The 18,586-nt window shown below is 61.4% G+C and carries 18 protein-coding genes; 16 read left to right on the forward strand and 2 right to left on the reverse strand.

Annotated features, from left to right (window positions below):
• Positions 1–156: 156 nt before the first annotated feature.
• Both sixA and ppk1 read right to left on the reverse strand, forming a co-directional pair.
• Positions 157–615, reverse strand: a complete 459-nt coding sequence (gene sixA, locus AC1RBA_RS27215; RefSeq protein ID WP_070290771.1) for a phosphohistidine phosphatase SixA — start codon at positions 613–615, stop codon at positions 157–159.
• 25 nt (positions 616–640) lie between these two features.
• On the reverse strand, positions 641–2,734 hold the full coding sequence (gene ppk1 / locus AC1RBA_RS27220) for a polyphosphate kinase 1 (RefSeq protein ID WP_070218042.1): 2,094 nt from the start codon (positions 2,732–2,734) through the stop codon (positions 641–643).
• Between the two features lie 282 nt (positions 2,735–3,016).
• Between ppk1 and pstS the strand changes: the two genes are divergently transcribed.
• From pstS to AC1RBA_RS27300, 16 genes are all read left to right on the forward strand, one after another.
• Positions 3,017–4,066: a phosphate ABC transporter substrate-binding protein PstS gene (pstS, locus tag AC1RBA_RS27225; protein WP_492420488.1), complete on the forward strand. Its 1,050-nt coding sequence runs from the start codon at positions 3,017–3,019 to the stop codon at positions 4,064–4,066.
• A gap of 344 nt (positions 4,067–4,410) precedes the next feature.
• Positions 4,411–5,382, forward strand: coding sequence for a phosphate ABC transporter permease subunit PstC (gene pstC, locus AC1RBA_RS27230; RefSeq protein WP_227742171.1), 972 nt, complete (start codon positions 4,411–4,413; stop codon positions 5,380–5,382).
• Positions 5,379–6,275: a phosphate ABC transporter permease PstA gene (gene pstA / locus AC1RBA_RS27235; RefSeq protein ID WP_070218049.1), complete on the forward strand. Its 897-nt coding sequence runs from the start codon at positions 5,379–5,381 to the stop codon at positions 6,273–6,275. Before pstC ends, pstA begins: the two co-directional genes overlap by 4 nt.
• A 38-nt stretch (positions 6,276–6,313) precedes the next feature.
• Positions 6,314–7,096 carry a phosphate ABC transporter ATP-binding protein PstB gene (gene pstB / locus AC1RBA_RS27240; RefSeq protein ID WP_373631409.1) on the forward strand — a complete coding sequence of 261 codons (783 nt, stop codon included), beginning with the start codon at positions 6,314–6,316 and terminating at the stop codon, positions 7,094–7,096.
• A 48-nt stretch (positions 7,097–7,144) separates the two neighbouring features.
• Positions 7,145–7,855, forward strand: a complete 711-nt coding sequence (gene phoU / locus AC1RBA_RS27245) for a phosphate signaling complex protein PhoU (protein WP_070218051.1) — start codon at positions 7,145–7,147, stop codon at positions 7,853–7,855.
• 5 nt (positions 7,856–7,860) lie between these two features.
• Complete coding sequence (locus AC1RBA_RS27250) at positions 7,861–8,550, forward strand: response regulator (RefSeq protein ID WP_034755074.1); 690 nt, start codon at positions 7,861–7,863, stop codon at positions 8,548–8,550.
• Positions 8,551–8,561: 11 nt separating this feature from the next.
• Entirely contained in the window at positions 8,562–9,878 is a 1,317-nt protein-coding gene (phoR, locus tag AC1RBA_RS27255; protein WP_070218053.1) for a phosphate regulon sensor histidine kinase PhoR, read from the forward strand.
• 76 nt (positions 9,879–9,954) lie between these two features.
• Positions 9,955–11,151: a selenoneine synthase SenA gene (gene senA / locus AC1RBA_RS27260; RefSeq protein ID WP_254679539.1), complete on the forward strand. Its 1,197-nt coding sequence runs from the start codon at positions 9,955–9,957 to the stop codon at positions 11,149–11,151.
• Between the two features lie 33 nt (positions 11,152–11,184).
• Positions 11,185–13,131 (forward strand): UvrD-helicase domain-containing protein, encoded by a 1,947-nt coding sequence (locus AC1RBA_RS27265; protein WP_492420491.1) that lies wholly within the window; start codon positions 11,185–11,187, stop codon positions 13,129–13,131.
• Between the two features lie 228 nt (positions 13,132–13,359).
• Positions 13,360–14,274, forward strand: coding sequence for an NAD-dependent epimerase/dehydratase family protein (locus tag AC1RBA_RS27270; RefSeq protein ID WP_492420493.1), 915 nt, complete (start codon positions 13,360–13,362; stop codon positions 14,272–14,274).
• Positions 14,275–14,657: 383 nt separating this feature from the next.
• On the forward strand, positions 14,658–15,041 hold the full coding sequence (locus AC1RBA_RS27275) for a LiaF transmembrane domain-containing protein (protein ID WP_070218057.1): 384 nt from the start codon (positions 14,658–14,660) through the stop codon (positions 15,039–15,041).
• Positions 15,031–15,852: a LiaI-LiaF-like domain-containing protein gene (locus AC1RBA_RS27280; RefSeq protein ID WP_070290777.1), complete on the forward strand. Its 822-nt coding sequence runs from the start codon at positions 15,031–15,033 to the stop codon at positions 15,850–15,852. Before AC1RBA_RS27275 ends, AC1RBA_RS27280 begins: the two co-directional genes overlap by 11 nt.
• Before the next feature lie 6 nt (positions 15,853–15,858).
• The gene (locus tag AC1RBA_RS27285) at positions 15,859–16,935 is read left to right on the forward strand and encodes a sensor histidine kinase (protein ID WP_492420496.1); all 1,077 of its coding nucleotides are present in this window, start codon (positions 15,859–15,861) and stop codon (positions 16,933–16,935) included.
• Positions 16,936–16,946: 11 nt separating this feature from the next.
• The gene (locus tag AC1RBA_RS27290) at positions 16,947–17,675 is read left to right on the forward strand and encodes a LytR/AlgR family response regulator transcription factor (protein ID WP_070218062.1); all 729 of its coding nucleotides are present in this window, start codon (positions 16,947–16,949) and stop codon (positions 17,673–17,675) included.
• 58 nt (positions 17,676–17,733) lie between these two features.
• On the forward strand, positions 17,734–18,135 hold the full coding sequence (locus AC1RBA_RS27295; protein ID WP_492420498.1) for a type II toxin-antitoxin system RelE/ParE family toxin: 402 nt from the start codon (positions 17,734–17,736) through the stop codon (positions 18,133–18,135).
• Between the two features lie 21 nt (positions 18,136–18,156).
• Positions 18,157–18,585 carry an XRE family transcriptional regulator gene (locus tag AC1RBA_RS27300; RefSeq protein WP_070310496.1) on the forward strand — a complete coding sequence of 143 codons (429 nt, stop codon included), beginning with the start codon at positions 18,157–18,159 and terminating at the stop codon, positions 18,583–18,585.
• Position 18,586 lies beyond the last annotated feature (1 nt).

An 18,586-nucleotide genomic window follows, 5' to 3' on the forward strand; every position in this document is an offset into this window, starting at 1 on the left:
CCTGCGCTGGCCTTGCGCATTTCCCTGTTTTACTATTTCACCACCAGATCATGCGCCATCACGGCTTTCAAATAGACGCTGACGGGGTCACCTGGTTCGCGCTGGGAGAACCTGTCCATCCTGCGCTGGCCTTGCGCATTTCTCTGTTTCAGTATTTTATTTCACCACCAGATCATGCGCCATCACGGCCTTCAAATAGACGCTGACAGGGTCACCTGGCTCGCGCTGGGAGAACCACCACGCGCTGGCCTTGCGCATTTCCCATTCCTGCTCTTCGCCTGTCAACAGCAGGGCGGCTGCCTGGCCCAGGGTGGGTTGGTGGCCGACGATGAGCACGGTTTCCTTGCCGCCGGGCCAGTTGGCCGCCTTCAGGATGTCTTCCGCCTCGGCGCCCGGTGCCAGTTCCGGCATCAGCTTGAATTTGCGCCCCAGCGCCTCCGCCGTTTGCAGGGTGCGCAAGGCGGGGCTGACGAGGATGCGGCAATTTTCCGGTAGTTGCGAGGCCAGCCATTCCCCCATGCGGCGCGCCTGTTTCTGGCCTTTGACGGTCAGGGCGCGTTCGAGGTCGGGGAGGCCCGGCTCGGCTTCTGCGTGTCGCCACAAGATGAGATCCATGCTGTACTCCTGTGTGTAGAGTTGCCTATTCGCCGACCTCCGCGCCCGGCGTGCCCAGTGTGTGCATAAGGTATTGCTGGGCGCTGAACGGCATCTGCTTGCCGCGCGGCTTGCGGCGCGCATAATGGCCCGTCGGCTCCAGTTCCCATGCATTGGTATTATCCTTCAAATACGGATTCAAGCCCTCGGCGATCACGCGCCGTTTCAGCGCCCGGTCCAGCACGGGGAAGGCCACTTCCACCCTGCGGAACAGGTTACGGCTCATCCAGTCGGCGCTGGCCAGGTAGACATCGTGCGCCAGGTCGTTGCGGAAATAGTAAATGCGGCTGTGCTCGAGGAAGCGGCCGATCACGGAGCGCACCTTGATGTTTTCCGACAAGCCCGGCACGCCCGGCTTCAGGGTGCAGGCGCCGCGCACGATCAGGTCGATCTTCACGCCATCGGTCGAGGCCGCATACAGGGCGCGGATCACGGATTCATCGACTAGCGCGTTGACTTTCACGATGATGCGACCGCGCCGGCCTGAACGGGCGATCTTCGCCTCGTTGCGGATGGCCTTGATGATTTCGCTTTGCAGGCCGAACGGCGCCAGCCACAAATGGTTCAGATTGTGCGGCTTGGTCAGGCTGGTCAGGTGGATGAACACCTCGTTGACTTCCACGGCCAGGTCCTGGTTCGCCGTCAGCAAGCCGAAATCCGTGTACAGCTTGGTGGTCGTGGGGTGGTAGTTGCCGGTGCCCAAGTGGGCGTAGAAGCGCAGTGCGCCTTCTTCGCGGCGGATGACGAGCGCCACCTTGGCGTGGGTTTTCAGGCCCACCACGCCGTACACGACTTGCGCGCCAGCCTGTTCCAGCTTGTCGGCCCAGTTGATATTGGCTTCTTCGTCGAAACGCGCCATCAATTCCACGATGACTGTTACCTCTTTGCCCATCTTCGCCGCCGTGATCAAGGACTCCATCAGGTCCGAGTTCATGCCCGTGCGGTAGATCGTCTGCTTGATGGCGACGACGGACGGATCGTAGGCGGCGCTGCGGATGAAGTCGATCACCGTCTGGAACGATTGATACGGGTGGTGCAGCAGGATGTCATGCTTGGTCAGTGCGGCAAAGATGTCGTTGCCGATGGCCTTGTGCGCGAGGCCCGGGAAGAACGGCGGGAAGCGCAGCTCGGGCTGTTTGACGTGGTCGATCATTTCCGACAGGCGCACCAGGTTCACGGGGCCGTTGACGCGGTAGAGGCGGCTTTGATCCAGATTAAACTGGTCGAGCAGGAATTGTGACAATTCTGGCGGGCAATTGCGCGCCACTTCCAGGCGCACCGAGGTGCCGAACTGGCGCCCCACGAGTTCGCCTTTTAAGGCCTGGCGCAGATTCTTGACTTCGTCTTCATCGACCCACAGGTCGCTGTCGCGCGTGACGCGAAATTGCGAATAGGCAATTACTTCGCGCCCGGCGAACAAGTCCGAGATATGCGCATGAATGACAGACGATAACAGGCAGAAGGACACGCCGTCGCCGGAAATGTCGTCCGGCAGCTTGATTACGCGCGGCAAGACACGGGGCGCCTTGACGATGGCGATCGCCGTGCCGCGGCCGAACGCATCCTTGCCGCTCAGCGAGACGATGAAATTGAGGCTTTTATTTACCACTTGCGGGAACGGGTGGGCCGGGTCCAGGCCGATAGGGGTCAGCAGGGGGCGCACTTCGCGGTCGAAATACTGCTTGACCCAGGCGCGCTGCGCATCGTTGCGGTCGTTGTCGCGCAGCAAATGCACGCCCGCTTCGCGCAGGGCCGGCAAGACTTCGCTATTTAATATCTCGTACTGGCGTTCCACCAGCGCATGGCATTCCTTGCCGATGCGCTCCAGATTGGCCGCCAGGGCAGGGTGGCCGGCCAGCGAACCGCCGATGCTGCCGGCCGCCAGCAGACTGGCCACGCGCACTTCGAAGAACTCATCCATGTTGCTGCTGACGATGCACAGGTAGCGCAGGCGCTCGAGCAGCGGAATGTTCGGGTCTTCCGCCTGGGCCATCACGCGCCGGTTGAAAGTCAGTTGCGACAGTTCGCGGTCAAGCAGGATGCCCGATTTGGTCACTTCCGTGTGCAGTTCAGGTTTCATATTCTTTTGTCTTTGCAGATAGTTAATTCTAGCCGTATTTCATCCGTATTTCATCGCGTATGACGCGTTGTGAGTGTAATCATGAAATATGACGTAAGCGTGACATAAGCTGTCATAAAGCGTCGCCCGCCCTGTCATTTTTCGCGCCGAAAAGGGCGGTTCCCGGGGCGTAGCCAATTATTTCAGGATTTTTTGCCCATGTCATAAACCTGTCATATTCGCTTGCTAGACTGCGCAGCATTCAACCGGGACTTTGAGCCCTAACAACCCTGAGGACTTGATATGCAAATGAAGCAAATGTTCAAATTTATCGTCGTGGGTGCTTCGGCAGCGATGGCATTTTCTTCCGCTTCCGTCATGGCGGCAGATATGACAGGTGCTGGTGCAACCTTCCCGTACCCGATCTACGCTAAATGGGCTGAAACGTACAAAGCCAACACGGGCAACGGCCTGAACTACCAGTCCGTCGGTTCCGGCGCCGGCATCAAGCAAATCAAGGCCAAGACTGTCGAATTCGGCGCTTCGGACATGCCTTTGAAGGCGGAAGAGCTGGAAGAAGCGGGCCTGATGCAGTTCCCTGCCATCATGGGCGGCGTGGTCACCATCGTCAACCTGGACGGCGTGGCCCCAGGCCAGCTGAAAATGACGGGTAAAGTCGTTGGCGACATCTACCTGGGCAAGATCACCAAGTGGAGCGCGCCTGAAATCGCCGCACTGAACAGTGGCGTCAAGCTGCCGGACACGGAAATCACCGTGGTGCACCGCGCCGACGGTTCGGGCACCTCGTTCCTGTTCACCGACTTCCTGTCGAAAACCAACCCGGAATTCAAATCGAAAATCGGCGCTGGCTCGGCCGTGAAATGGGCCGTGGGCGTGGGCGGCAAGGGTAACGAAGGCGTCGCCGCCAACGTACAGCGCATCAAGGGTTCGATCGGCTACGTCGAGTGGGCTTACGCCAAGAAAAACAAGATGTCGCACACCCAGCTGCAAAACAAGGACGGCAACTTCCTGCAGCCTGACGACGAAAACTTCAAGGCAGCCGCCGCTTCGGCACCCTGGACGCAAACCCCAGGCTTCGGCGTGGTCCTGACCGACCAGGCTGGCAAGAACAGCTGGCCTATCACGGGCGTGTCGTTCATCCTGATGCACAAAGTCCAGGCTGACGCAGCCAAGGCAAAAGAAGTCCTGAAATTCTTCGACTGGGCCTACAAGAACGGCGGCCCTGCTGCCGTCGAACTGGACTACGTGCCGATGCCGGCATCGGTCGTGAAACTGGTGCAGGAATCGTGGAAAGCCAATTTGAAAGATGCATCGGGCAAGTCGATCTACTAATCGCATAGCCTGAGTCATTCATCCTTGCCCCGCCGGCAGTATGGCGGGGCAGGGAGTTAGCCAGGACCGCCCGCAAGCCCTTGCAGACGGTCCTGGCTAAAAGAATAAAAGTAGCTGAAAGAATAAAAGCAACGACGCCTGACAAAACCGTAGCGAGCGGAAGGGAGTTGCGGTCGAGAAGCGCAACTGTACGAAGGTACAGTGAGCATCGCAGGCCGTAAATCCCGACGCGCAGTAGGTTTTGACAGGCGTATTAAAACAGCAGCACCGGCAGTACCACCCACATCTGGCACAATATGAGCGCACAATCTACCTCCTCCACGATCCCCCTGCCAGGCGGCACCATGACCGATTCCATCAGTCACGCGCAAATGCTTTCCACCATGCGCAAGCAGCGCTTCCAGGATTTCATGTTCCACAAGGTGACGATGCTGTTCGCCCTGTCGGTGCTGATCGTCCTGGTCGGCATCATCATTTCGCTGATCATGGAATCGATACCGGCCTTCAAGACCTTCGGCTTGCATTTCATCGTGTCCGCGGAATGGGACCCCGTCAATGATCAGTACGGCGCCCTGATCCCCATCATCGGCACCCTGGTGACGTCCGTCATCGCCTTGCTGATCGCCTTTCCCGTCAGCTTCGGCATCGCCCTGTTCCTCACGGAAATCTGCCCGGCCTGGCTGCGACGCCCGCTGGGCACGGCTGTCGAGCTGCTGGCCGGCGTGCCATCGATCATCTATGGCATCTGGGGCCTGTTCGTGTTTGCCCCCCTGTTCGCCGACCACGTCCAGCCCCTGCTGAAAGCCACGCTGGGCAACGTGCCCGTCATCGGCCAGCTGTTCAGCGGCCCCATGATGGGCATCGGCTTGCTGACGGCCGGCCTGGTGCTGGCCATCATGATCATCCCCTTCATCGCTTCCGTGATGCGCGACGTGTTCGAAATCGTCCCTGCCGTGCTGAAGGAATCCGCCTACGGTCTGGGCTGCACGCGCTGGGAAGTGGTGCGCAAGATCGTCTTGCCATACACCAAGACCGGCGTCGTCGGCGGCGTCATGCTGGGCCTTGGCCGCGCGCTGGGCGAGACCATGGCCGTGACCTTTGTCATCGGCAACGCGAATAAACTGTCGTGGTCGCTGTTTGCCGCCGGTAACAGCATCACCTCGCTGCTGGCGAACGAATTCGGCGAAGCGCAATCGGCGTTGCACGTATCGTCGCTGTTCTCGCTGGCCCTGATCCTGTTTGTCATCACCTTTATCGTCTTATCCGCCGCCAAGCTGATGCTGGCTGGCATGTCCCGCAAGGAAGGCACGAAATGAGCCAGCTCAGCCAAGTTAGCACCCTCGACGTTCCGGCCAAGCCGGCCATGAACCCCGTCTACCGCAAGCGTTTGCTGATGCACCGCGTCGGCATCGCCCTGTCGGTGGCCGCCATGGCCCTGGGCCTGGCCGTGCTCGTGTGGATTTTGTTCACGCTGGTGATCAAGGGTTTCGGCGCGCTGTCCGTCGATCTGTTCACGCAAACGACGCCGGCTCCCGGCAGCGAAGGCGGCGGCTTGATCAATGCCATCGTCGGCAGCGCCCTGATGGTGGGCCTGGCCACCGTCGTCAGCACCCCGATCGGCATCCTGGCCGGCATCTACCTGGCCGAATACGGCGAAGAAAACAAGCTGGCGCAAGTGACGCGTTTCGTCACCGACATCATGCTGTCGGCACCATCGATCGTCATCGGCCTGTTCGTGTATGCGCTGTACGTGGCGCACGTGAAACACTTCTCCGGTTACGCCGGTGCCATCGCCCTGTCCCTGATCGCCGTGCCCGTGGTGGTGCGCACGACGGACAATATGCTGCGCCTGGTGCCGAACAGCCTGCTGGAAGCCGCGTTTGCCCTCGGTGCGCCGCGCTGGAAGGTCGCCACCCTGGTGCGCTTGCGCGCTGTAAAAGCTGGCGTCATCACCGGCGTACTGCTGGCCCTGGCCCGCATCGCCGGCGAAACGGCGCCGCTGCTGTTCACGGCCCTGAATAACCAGTTCCAAAGCTTTAACATGAATGCGCCGATGGCCAACTTGCCGTCCGTCATCGCATCGTTTGCAATGAGCCCGTACGACAACTGGCGCTCGCTGGCCTGGGGCGGCGCACTGCTGATCACCTTCAGCGTGCTGGCCCTGAATATCCTGTCGCGCACCGTGTTCAGCCAAAAAGTCCCACATTAAACAGATACCGAGCGAAGCGAACCCATATGAATACGCAAATGAATCCAGCCCAAGACTTGGCGCCAAAGAAAAAAACCATCGAGATTTCGGGCCTGAACTTTTTTTACGGCAAAACGCAAAGCTTGCATAACGTCAACCTGGACATTCACGAGAAGAAGGTCACGGCCTTCATCGGCCCGTCCGGTTGCGGCAAGTCGACCCTGCTGCGCACCCTGAACCGCATGTACGACCTGTATCCGGGCCAGCGCGCGGAAGGCTCCATCCTGTACCGCGGCCGCAATGTGCTCGACGCCGACCAGGACGTCAACATGCTGCGCGCCAAGGTCGGCATGGTATTCCAGAAGCCCACGCCGTTCCCCATGTCCGTCTACGACAACATCGCCTTCGGCGTGCGCCTGTATGAAGACCTGTCGAAGGGCGAAATGGACGAGCGCGTCGAGTGGGCTCTGAAAAAAGCCGCGCTGTGGGGCGAAGTCAAGGACAAGCTGACGAAAAGCGGCCTGTCGCTGTCGGGCGGCCAGCAGCAGCGCCTGTGCATTGCGCGCGGCGTGGCCGTGAAACCGGACGTCTTGCTGCTCGACGAGCCGACCTCGGCGCTGGACCCGATCTCGACCTCGAAGGTGGAAGAGCTGATCAGCGAACTGAAACAGGATTACACGATCGCCATCGTGACGCACAATATGCAGCAGGCGGCGCGCTGCTCCGACTACACGGCGTATATGTATCTGGGCGAGCTGGTGGAATTCGGCGAAACGGACCAGATTTTCATGAATCCGGCCCGCAAGGAAACGCAGGATTACATCACGGGCCGCTTCGGCTGATCCGCCCAGAATAACGATATACAAGACTACTGAATACGGAGAGACAGCATGATAGGCGAACATTCATCCAAGCAATACGACAACGAACTCGAAGCGATCCGCTCGAAAGTGCTCCTGATGGGCGGCATCGTTGAAACCCAGTTCCTCGACGCGATGACATGCTTTCGCATCGGCAACCCGGAACGCGCCGACCGCGTGATGCGCGAAGACGACGTCGTCAACCAGCTGGAAGTGTCGCTGGACGACGCCTGCAGCCATCTGATCGTGCGCCGCCAGCCGGCTGCCAACGACTTGCGCACCATCATGGCCACCATCAAGGTGATTACCGACCTCGAGCGCGTAGGCGACGAGGCGACCAAAATCGCCCGCGTGGCGAAGAACTTGCACAAGCGGGGCAACGCCGTCGTCAACCATTACGAGATGGTGCGCGGCATCGCCAACACGGCCACCGACATGCTGCACGACGCGCTGGACGCCTTCGCGCGCAACGATGGCAAGCAGGCATTACAATTAATTGCACAAGACGCCATCATCGACCATGAGTTTCGGTCTATCATGCGCAACCTGATTACCTTTATGATGGAAGACCCGCGCACGATTTCGGCGGCGCTCGATACCCTGTGGGTGGCCAAGGCCATCGAACGGATCGGCGACCATGCGAAAAACATCGCCGAATACGTGATTTACGTGGTTGAAGGCAAGGACATCCGCCACACCAAGGTGGCTGCTCCCGCCATTTCCGAGGAGCTCCCTGAGTAAGCTTTATGGCATCTGATAAAACCACGGTATTGATTGTTGAAGATGAGCCGGCCATCGTTGAACTGGTGACCTATTCGCTGCGCGAATCCGGCTGGAATTGCTGTTCCGTACAAAACGTCGCCGATGCCTGGGAATTCATCCAGCACCGCACGCCGCATCTGATCCTGCTGGACTGGATGCTGCCGGACCAGACGGGTTTGCGCCTGCTGTCGCGCATCCGCGCCGACCGCAATTTCGCCGCCATCCCCGTCATCATGCTCACCGCCAAAAGCATGGAAGAAGACAAGCTGGCCGGCCTGAACAGCGGGGCCGACGATTACGTCACCAAGCCGTTCTCGCCGCGCGAGCTGCTGGCCCGCGCCAAGGCCCTGTTGCGACGCAAGAGTCCGGAACACGCGCAGGCGCCCATGCGCGCCGGCAACGTGGCCCTGGACCCCGTCAGCTGCACCGTCATGATGGATGAACAGAAGATCGATATCGGCCATGCCGAATACAAGCTGCTGAAATTCCTGCTGGCCCATCCGGAGCGCGTGTTTTCGCGCAGCCAGCTGCTCGACAAGGTGTGGGGCGACCATGTGGTGATCGAGGAACGCACGGTCGATGTCCACGTATTGCGCTTGCGCAAAGCCTTGAAAGAGGCGGAAAGCCTGATCAAGACGGTGCGCAGCGTCGGCTACATGTTGTCTGAAAAGTAAAGCCTCACTCTATGAATCCGAAATTGCTGTTCTGGGTACCGGCCGCCCTGCGCATGGTGCTGGCGCTGCTGGGCGTGGCCGTCGTCTGGTATCTGTTCGGCGCCACGTATGCGCTGGGCATCGCCTTCGTGCTGATGGCCATGATGGTGTTCGTGCAGCTGTCGTATCTTTTCCAGCTGAGTAACTGGCTGGACAATCCGCAAAGCGCCAAGCTGCCCGACGGCTGGGGCGCCTGGACCAGCATCTTCGCGCGCCTGTACCGCATGCGCCGCGATGACGAGAAAAACCAGGCCGAGCTGACGGAATGGCTGGCGCGTTTCCGCCAGGCCATGCATCTGTTGCCCGACGGCGTAGTCATCATGGACGACGTGCTGTTCCTTGAATGGTGCAATCCTGCCGCCGAGAAACACCTGGGCCTCACGCACGAGCGCGACAAGGGCATGCGCGTGACGAATTTGATCCGCAGCCCCGAGTTCATGGATTACATCATCCTGGGCCGCTACGACCAGCCGCTGACGATCACCTTCCGCAACCGCAAGCTGATCGTGCAAATCATCCCGTTCGAGAACCGCCGCCAGATCCTCGTCACGCACGACGTGACGGAGACGGAACGCATCGAAATGATGCGCCGCGACTTTATCGCCAACGCCTCGCACGAATTGCGCACGCCGCTGACGGTCATCGTCGGCTTCCTGGAAATCGCTTCCGCCGAGCTGGACCTGGATGCCGCCACGCGCGCCGCCCACCTCAAGCTGATGACGGAGCAGGGCCACCGCATGCAGCATCTGATCGAGGACATGCTGACCCTGTCGCGCCTGGAATCGGTCGACTATCCGCTGCGCCCCGAGCCCGTGGACATCAAAAAGCTCATGCAGCAAGTCTTGCGCGACGCAAAGGGCTTGTCGGCCGGCAAGCATGAAGTGACCATGGAATGCGACGGCCCCGACGTGCTGGGCAGCTACGATGAACTGTACAGCGCCTTCGGCAACCTGGCCTCGAACGCCGTGCGCTACACGCCGGCCGGCGGCACCATCACCCTGCGCTGGCAGGATGGCCCGGCCGGACCGCAATTCATCGCGCAAGACACGGGCATCGGCATCAGCCAGGAACATATTTCGCGCCTGACGGAACGTTTCTACCGCGTCGACAAGAGCCGCTCGCGCGAAACGCAGGGCACGGGCCTGGGCCTGGCCATCGTCAAGCACGTGCTGCTGCGCCACGGCGGTACCCTGGCCATCCAGTCCGTGGCCGACAAGGGCAGCAGTTTTATCGTCAGCATGCCCAAATCCGTCGTCACGCCGCTGCAGGGCGAGTTGCTGGTCAAGTAGGCCGGGGAGGGGAGCATCCCCTGCCTGTTTCCCGTGCGACTAGTGCAAAGTTGGCATAAGTCGTTACAATCTAGCTATGACTTTAATCAACGCCTCTTTTCGCCAAGCCGGCGCGCAGCAACTGGCCCAGTCGCTGCTGGCCGCGCGCCAGGACACCCTTTCCCTGTTTGACTGTTACGTCACTGCCGGCCTGGACGTGGTGGCGGGCCTGCCCCGTCATCCGCGCCTCAATCCGCCTTTATGGCAACTGGCGCAGATCGCCTGGTTTGCCGAGTGGTTCATCCTGCGCGAAGCGGCGTCCAGCCATCCGGCCGATGCCATTTATAACTCCCTGCTGACACGCGGCGACGACTTGTTCGACGCCAACATGGTGCAGCAGCGCGCGCGCTGGACGCTGGAACTGCCCAGTCCTGGCGCCGTCAAAACGTATTGCCACGAAGTACTCGACAGGGTCCTCGATAAACTGTCGCGCGAAGCCAATGTCGACAGCGCCCTGGCGCCGTACCGGCTGGCCCTGGCCCATGAAGACTTGTGTGGCGAGGAAATGCTGGCCGGTCTGCAATGGCTGGGCCTGGAAGCACCGGAATCCCTTGCGGCCAGCCCGGCCTTGCCGCCCGGAGCGGGCCAGATCGCTTTTCCTGGCGGTACCATTGCACTGGGCTCGCCGCGCGATGCCGGGTTTGCCTTCGACAATGAATCGCCGCCCCACAGCTGCTACGTGGCGCCGTTTTCCATCGATGCCTGCGCCGTATCCAATGCCCAGTTTGCCGACTTCGTCGCCGATGGCGGCTACCAGAACCGCCAGTTCTGGAGCGCGGCCGGCAGCGCCTGGCTGATGCGGCAGGAGCGCTCGTCGCCGCTGTACTGGCTGCGCGAAGCGACGCAGTGGCGCACCATGCGTTTCGGGCAGCGCACGACCTTGCCGCCGAACGAAGCCGTGCGCCACATCAACCTGTATGAAGCGCAGGCCTATTGCGCCTGGGCGGGGCGCCGCCTGGCGACCGAGGCGGAATGGGAGTATGCTGCGCTGTCCGGCCACCCGCGCTTTCACTGGGGCCAGGTGTGGGAGTGGACGGCGACGCCGTTCGAGCCGTATCCGGGCTTTGCGGTGGATGCCTGGCGCGAATATTCGGCGCCGTATTTCATGCAGCACCAGGTACTGCGCGGCGCCTCCTTCGCCACGCCGCCGCGCCTGCATTCGGCCCGCATGCGCGCCTTCCATGCGCCCGAACGAGGCGACATCTTTGCCGGCTTGCGCACCTGCGCCTGGTAGCGCGCCGAGAACAGACATCATTTCAGGATACCCTTGAGTACAGATAACGCCCCGCAGTTCATTCCCAAACGCATCACGCCCACGCCGGAGCAGGTCGCCATCCAGACGGCGCAAAAGAAAGTGGTCTTGATCGACGCCAATGCCGGCGCGGCCAAGACGACGACCTTGGCCCTGCGCCTGGCCGAGGCCCTGCACCGGGGCCGCGCGCCCGAACGCATGCTGGCCCTCGTCTTCACGGAAGCGGCGCGCGTGGCCCTGCGCCAGCGCCTGCTGGAAGTGGGCGTGCCGCTGGGCGTCGTCAAGCGCCTGACGGTCGACACCTTCGACGCCTTTGCCGCCAAGGTGCTGTTGCAGCTGGAAAACATGCAGGTGGCCTCCATGCGCAGCGATGAAGAGCTGCGCCCCGTGGCCTGGGAAGCGCTGGAAGTGGTCTCCGAGAAATACGCTCACCGCTATCCGCTGGAAATCAACACGACGAATGGCGCCATCGCCGAATTCCTGAAACTGCAATTGCGCACCAAGGCGCGCCTGGATTTCCAGAATCCCGACTTCGAGAGCAATTCCCTGGACGACAACCTGGAAATGCTGGGCATGTCGCGCACGCATTATCTGTGGCTGCGCGAATATGAAGGCTTGCGCGGCGCCGACACGGGCGATATCCAGTTCCGCGCGCCCTTCGACGCCACCTACGACCTCGTGCGCATGCTCGACGGCGACGAGCCGCTGCGCCAGCAATTGCCGGCCTTCCAGATCATCGTGGCCGATGAATTGCACGACTTGAACGAGGCGTCGTTCCGCCTGCTGACCATGCTGATACGCCGCGGCAACGCCTTTTTCTGCGGCGCCGGCGACAAGGATCAAGTGATCTACACGTGGTCGGGCGCCGACCACCGCTTCCTGCGCCAGCGCTTCGAGCAGGAATTTCCCGCCTTGCAGCGCCTGCCGCTGACGGCGTCCTACCGCTACGGCCCGCAACTGGCGCAGGCCGTGGGCGTGCTGAAAAACAAGCCCAGCGTGTCGGCCCTGTCGCGCGCCACCCACATTGAACTGCTCGAGTATGACCATGCGCAGCCGCAAGCGTGCAGCGCCCAGCTGATCGCCGCGCTCGAACACGCACATGCGGGCACGACGGCCATCTTGCTGCGCGACCGAGACCAAGCCATCCGCGTGGAAACGGCCCTGTTCCAGAGCGGCATCGCGTATGGCCTGGTGGACATGAACAGTTATCTGCTGAGCCTGGAAGTGCTGATGCTGCGCGGCATGGTCGCCATCGCCCGCAAGGATTTGCACGCGATCAAGAGCGGCCCGCGCCGCGGCGAAATCCTCGAAGCCCTGGTGGCGTTCGCGGAAATCCCGTTTACGCGCACGGAATTGCAGCAAGCCAAGGCCGACGTGGCCAATTACCCCGACCTGCTGGAAGGCTTCTTGACGAACCAGCTGGCCAAGTCGCACAACCAGGACAAGGCGGCGCTGACCCTGGCCGCCGTCGATTACCTGCGCGCGCTGCCGCCCGACGCCTTGGCCGGCGACGCGCTGCAGCACATCTTTGGCCTGATGCAGCTGGAACAGACGGCGCGCCGCATCTATGTCGACCCGGCCCAGGCGCGGGTCGTCGCCCGTTCCCTGCATGGCTTCATTGCCGTGTGCCGCGAAGCGGGCGTGGCGCTGGGCGGCTTCGCCGGCTGGCTGGGCGAGATGGAAGACGCCGTGACGGTCTCGACTGGCAAGGCCAAGCTGGTCATCGCCTGCATCGACCAGATCAAGGGCCTCGAATACAACCACGTGATCCTGCCCTACCTGGCCGTCGATGAATTCCCGCGCAGCAAGACCGACCCGCTGGAAGAAGAGAACCGTTTCTATGTGGCCGCCACGCGCGCACGCGACAGGCTCAGCTTGCTGACGCCGGAAGACCCCGTCTACCGGAGCCGCTACATCGCCGCCCTGCAGCTGAAAAACAAGACTGTTGCGTCCAAGTCATAAATCTTTTGCCGTGCGGCCGCTTTTTGCGAAAGACGAAAGCGCGCATACTTTGTTCATGTGATCGCTTTTGATCTGAATTAACAAAGCTAACCAAGGAGGAACGACGCCTAACAAAACCGTAGCGAGCGGCGATGATTTGTGGCTAAGAAGCGCAACCGTGCTGGAGCACGGTGAGCATCGCAGGCCGCAAAGCGCGACGCGCAGTAGGTTTTGTTTGGCGTCCACGGTATGAAAGTATTTTTGACAGGCGCGGCAGGTTTCATCGGCAGTTCCATCGCGGCGGGCCTCGTGCGCGCCGGCCATCAGGTCACGGGCCTCGTGCGCAAGCCGGAGCAGGTGGCCGAGCTGGCCACCATCGGCGTACAAGGCATCGTCGGCACCTTGAACGACCGCGAGCTGATCATCGAACAGGCGAGGGCGGCGGACGCCGTTATCAATGCGGCCAGCAGCGACCACCGGGGCGCCGTGGAAGCCATTATTGAAGCGCTGGCCGGCAGTAATAAGCCTTTCCTCCACACCAGCGGCTCGTCCATTGTGGGCGACGCGTCGGGCGGCGAGGGCACGGAACAGATCTATTATGAAGACAAGCTGCCGGCGCCCACGGCCGACAAGGCGGCACGGGTCGCCATCGATGAGCTGGTGCTGGCCAGCGCAGGCCAGGGCGTGCGCGCCAGCGTGCTGTGCAACACCTTGATCTACGGCCACGGCGCCTTGCCGCGCGACAGCGTGCAATTGCCCCGCTTATTGAAACAGGCGCGCAAGAGCAGCATCGTGCGCCACGTGGGTCCGGGCCGCAATATCTGGTCCAACGTGCACATCGACGACGTCGTCAGCCTGTATCTGCTGGCGCTGGAAAAGTCGCCGGCCGGCACGTTCTACTTTGTCGAATCGGGCGAAGCGGCCTTCCGCGACATGACGGCCGCCATCGCCCATGCACTGGACCTGGGCCCCGCGCAGGACTGGCCGCTGCCCGAGGCGATTGCCGAATGGGGCTATGAAATGGCCTCGTACGGCCTCGGTTCCAACAGCCGCGTGCGCGGCGAGCGGTCGCGCAAGCTGCTGGGCTGGCAGCCGCAGGGGCCGTCCGTGCTGGCATGGATCGGGAACGACATGCTGCGTTCGCCGCACGTCACGGCTGCTTGATGCAGCTCAGCAAATCCGCATCTGTGTGCGCTAGCGAACGGTGCTTTTGCCCGATCGGGAGTATGATGCCTTTGCTTGGTTGAGACGCACTGCCGTGAAGTTGGCGGCATGTTCGATCTTCCAGCAGGTCAGCCGGTCGCCTCAAGGATCGGCACCAGATTTCTGCCCGCGTTTGCGCCCTGCGCCGCGCGGCTATGCACTGCAACTCCAGGTCGCGGTGTGAACTGCGAACCCCTTCAAGGCCGGCCCTAGCCGGTCTTTTTTTTGCCTGTCGTTCCGCCGTTGCGCCATTCACCGCCACCTGTCCGCCATTCGCCGAAGCGCTGTTTGCGCGCGCTCCAAATCCGCGTATCTTTACGATCAACCAACTTCAAGGGGCGACCGTGAAACCTGAACCAGCGTACTACCGCCGTACCCAGCTGTTGTGGGGCGTGCTGCTGATCGCCATCGGCGCCGTGATCCTGCTGGACCGGCTCGATGTGATCCATCTCCATGATTACTATGCACTATGGCATTATTGGCCGTTGATACTGGTCGTCTTCGGCCTTAACAAGCTGGTCGCGCCCGTGTCCGCCAAGCAGGTATTGAGCGGCTTGTGGCTGATCTTCTTCGCCGCCTGGTGGTATGTGTCGTATGAAGAACTGTGGAACTTGAATTTCTACAATAGCTGGCCAGCCTTGCTGATCGCCTGGGGCGTGGGCCTCGTGCTGGAGCCGCTGTTGAACAAACATTTTATTGCCTATCGGGAGTCCGAGCATGAAAAATAGACCGCCGCTGCACTCGCCATCGCAGATCGTGCTGGGCGTCATCGTCATCGTCCTGGGGCTGCTGTTCCTGCTCGATAACCTGGGCTTCATCAATGTGCGCTACACCTTCCGCTTCTGGCCCACCATCCTGATCATTTTCGGCTTGCTGAAAATATCGCAAAGCCATAACCGCTCCGGCTACATACTCGGCGGCGTGATGGTCTTGCTGGGCCTGAGCTGGACCCTGAAAGCCATGGGCTTGTTTTATATCAACTGGAGCATGCTGTGGCCGTTGCTCATCATCGCCGCCGGCGTGGCCGTGGTGTCGAAATCCTTGCCTGGCGCACAGCAGCGGCAGCGCCGCCGGCATTTTGCCGCGCCGCCCGAGGCTGGCGCAGCGCCCGACGCCTTCGGCCAGGCCAGGAATGGCGCCGTATCGCTCGACAAGGAACCCGCCGATGCCGATGCCACTGCAGCACCCGGCACGGGCGGCCAGGCCGACGACGACAGCATCATCGAAGTGACGGCCATCCTCGGCGGCTACGTGCGGCGCGTGTCGTCGCAGCGCTTCAGGGGCGGCGATATCAATGTCATCATGGCCGGCTGCGAAATCGACTTGCGCCAGGCATCGATCGACGGCGAAGCCGTGCTCAACGTGTTTGCCCTGTGCGGCGGCGTCACCATCAAGATTCCGCCCGACTGGAGCGTCGTGCTGCAGGGCACGCCCATCCTTGGCGGCTTCGAGGAAAAGACCATCGTGCCGCCAAACCAGAACAAGCGCCTGTACGTGACGGGTTACGCCATCATGGGCGGCCTGGAAATCCGCAACTAGGCGCACATGTCCGGACCCTTGTCGAAGCGGCGCGGCGCCGTGGTGGTGTTCCTGGTGTGCATCGCGCTGGGCCTGGCCCTGGCCTCCCTCCTGGCCAGGGTGGCGCACGCGCCTTGGCTCAATGCCGTCCTGCTGGTGGTGCCCGCCACGCTCGTGTATGCGATCGGTTCCGGCTTTTCCGCGTTTTACCTGTGCCGCGCCTACCCCTTGCACGCGCGCCATCCGCTCGCCATTGCCGGCGTGATGGGCGTGGCGGCGCTGTTCGCGGGCTTGCTGTGGGCAACCCTGCTGCAATTTCTGAACAGCGTCAGCCTGTTGCCGGATGTGCGCTGGCTGGGCGTGGACTTGACGCAGTCGCTGCTGGCCCTGTTCTTCGGCCTGGGCGCGCTGCTGTATTGCCTGGCCGCCGCCGTGCATTATCTGCTGCTCGAATTCGTGCGCGCCAGCATGGCCGAGCAACGGGGCCTGGAAGCGCAGCTGATGGCGCAAGAAGCGCAACTGCGCATGCTGCGCACGCAAATCGATCCGCATTTCCTGTTCAACAGCCTGAACTCCATCAGCGCCCTGACGTCTATCGATGCGGCGGGCGCGCGCCAGATGACGGTGCAGCTGGCCAGTTTCTTTCGCCAGAGCCTGAGTCTGGAAGCGCACAAGCACATTACCGTACAAGAGGAGCTGGTGCTGATCCGCCACTTTCTCGCCATCGAGCAAGTGCGCTTCGGCGAACGCCTGCAAGTGGCGGAAAGCATCGACACTGCCGCGCTGGCGTGTTTGCTGCCGCCCATGCTGATACAGCCGCTGGTGGAAAATGCCGTCAAGCACGGCATCTGCGGCTTGACGGAGGGCGGCCTGATCGCCATCGAAGTCCGGCGCGCGGGCAGCCTGTTGCAGATTGCCGTGCGCAATCCTGTTGATGCGGATCAGGGGCCAGCGCGCGGTAATGGCGTGGGCCTGGAAAATGTGCGCCAGCGCCTGGCCGGCGCGTATGGCCACAAGGCCGGCGTGCACTGGACGCGGCACGGCGCGACGTTTGAAGTAACCTTATCGATGCCGGCGCAGACCGGCGGCACGGAGGAAGCATGATGCAGGCAAGAATGCGGGTGGCCATCGTCGATGATGAATTACTGGCGCGCAGCGTGCTGCGCGAATACCTGGCGCGCCACGACGATATCGACATCGTGGCCGAGTGCGCCAACGGCTTCGACGCCGTCAAGGCCATCGCGGAACTGGAACCGGAACTGGTGTTCCTCGACATCCAGATGCCGCGCCTGGACGGTTTCGAAGTGGCCGAGCTGATCGGCGCGAAGACTAAGCTGATCTTTGTCACGGCCTACGACCAGTACGCCTTGAAGGCGTTCGAATGCCATGCGCTCGATTACCTGCTGAAACCGTTCAGCGAACAGCGCTTCGACCAGGCGCTGGCCCATGCGCGCGCCAACCGCAGCACGCCGGACACTGTGCAAATGGTGGCGCGCGAGGCGGCCACGCGCGCCGCGCCCCTGGATCGCGTGCTGATACGCGACGGCGCCAAGGTCCACGTCATCGCCAGTGCCCGGATCGATTACATCGAGGCGCAGGACGACTACATCAGCATCCGTTCCGAGGGCAAGTCCTACCTGAAAAGCCAACGTTTATCGGAGCTGGAAACCCAGCTCGATCCCGCCAAGTTCCTGCGCGTACACCGCTCGTACCTGCTCAATATCGACGGCATCCGCCGCATCGAGGCGGCCACCAAGGACAGCCACGTGGCCATCTTGCGCGACGAGACGAGGATACCCGTGAGCAAGGCGGGGTATCAGAAACTCAGATTACTGGTGGGCTAGCATTTTCTATGGCATAGATGCTTAATCATCTATGCGTGATATCATCAGGAGATGATAATTGAATGCGCCGAAGACTTGGCCGGTCACGTTTCACGATGACTTCGATGCGGAATTCGATGCTCTGCCGATAGATGTCCAGGATGAATTGCTGGCGAGTGCCGATGCGCTGTCGAAGCTGGGGCCGGCTGCCGGGCGTCCTCATGTCGGGACGTTGAAGCATCCTAAACACCCGAACATGAAAGAGCTGCGTTTCAAGGGCAATAACGGGGCAGAGGTGTGGCGTGTGGTCTTTGCTTTCGATACCCGGCGAGAGGCGGTGATTCTGGTTGCGGCAGCCAAGCAGGGTATCGGCGAGGACAGGTTTGACAGGGATTTGTTGTTCAAGGCAAATGCGCGCTACGAGCAACACCTCAAAAACCTGACCACGGCGACAGCAAGGCAGGGCAAAGGCAGGAGATGATTTCAGGAACAGGAGCTAGCCATGGGAAGAAATCTGAATGACGTGATCCACAGTTTGCCGGCCGAGCGTCAGGCAAAAATTGCGGCTCTGTCCCAGGAGAAAATGCAGGAAATGATAGCGCATGCTGCCACGCTGACGGATTTCCGCAAGGCCGTGGGCAAGACCCAGGCGGAGGTTGCCAGGGAACTGGGGATTCAACAGCATGCCGTTTCCCAACTGGAAAAGCGTACCGATACCTATGTCTCGACCTTGCGCCGCTTCCTGCAATCGCTGGGCATGACATTGGAATTGTCGGTCGTTGCGAAAAACGGTGTTCGTATCGAACTGCAGAATTTTCTGCGTAGCCAGGAAGTTGATGCCGATGTCCATGACAGCGCACTTGCTGCATCTGCGACGCCCCCCCGAAAGCGCAAAGCCAGTGTGCCGCGCAAGCGGGCTGGCAACACCTGAA

The sequence above is a fragment of the Janthinobacterium sp. GW823-FHT03B06 genome (genome assembly GCF_058796955.1).

Excerpts from the sequence above, each read along its gene's own strand:
- pstS (WP_492420488.1), top strand. The coding sequence starts at position 3,017 with ATGCAAATGAAGCAAATGTTCAAATTTATCGTCGTGGGTGCTTCGGCA.
- AC1RBA_RS27270 (WP_492420493.1), top strand. The coding sequence starts at position 13,360 with ATGAAAGTATTTTTGACAGGCGCGGCAGGTTTCATCGGCAGTTCCATC.
- AC1RBA_RS27300 (WP_070310496.1), top strand. The coding sequence starts at position 18,157 with ATGGGAAGAAATCTGAATGACGTGATCCACAGTTTGCCGGCCGAGCGT.
- pstA (WP_070218049.1), top strand. The coding sequence starts at position 5,379 with ATGAGCCAGCTCAGCCAAGTTAGCACCCTCGACGTTCCGGCCAAGCCG.
- AC1RBA_RS27285 (WP_492420496.1), top strand. The coding sequence starts at position 15,859 with ATGTCCGGACCCTTGTCGAAGCGGCGCGGCGCCGTGGTGGTGTTCCTG.
- pstB (WP_373631409.1), top strand. The coding sequence starts at position 6,314 with ATGAATCCAGCCCAAGACTTGGCGCCAAAGAAAAAAACCATCGAGATT.
- phoU (WP_070218051.1), top strand. The coding sequence starts at position 7,145 with ATGATAGGCGAACATTCATCCAAGCAATACGACAACGAACTCGAAGCG.
- phoR (WP_070218053.1), top strand. The coding sequence starts at position 8,562 with ATGAATCCGAAATTGCTGTTCTGGGTACCGGCCGCCCTGCGCATGGTG.
- sixA (WP_070290771.1), bottom strand. The coding sequence starts at position 615 with ATGGATCTCATCTTGTGGCGACACGCAGAAGCCGAGCCGGGCCTCCCC.
- AC1RBA_RS27290 (WP_070218062.1), top strand. The coding sequence starts at position 16,947 with ATGCGGGTGGCCATCGTCGATGATGAATTACTGGCGCGCAGCGTGCTG.
- AC1RBA_RS27280 (WP_070290777.1), top strand. The coding sequence starts at position 15,031 with ATGAAAAATAGACCGCCGCTGCACTCGCCATCGCAGATCGTGCTGGGC.
- senA (WP_254679539.1), top strand. The coding sequence starts at position 9,955 with ATGACTTTAATCAACGCCTCTTTTCGCCAAGCCGGCGCGCAGCAACTG.
- AC1RBA_RS27250 (WP_034755074.1), top strand. The coding sequence starts at position 7,861 with ATGGCATCTGATAAAACCACGGTATTGATTGTTGAAGATGAGCCGGCC.
- pstC (WP_227742171.1), top strand. The coding sequence starts at position 4,411 with ATGACCGATTCCATCAGTCACGCGCAAATGCTTTCCACCATGCGCAAG.
- ppk1 (WP_070218042.1), bottom strand. The coding sequence starts at position 2,734 with ATGAAACCTGAACTGCACACGGAAGTGACCAAATCGGGCATCCTGCTT.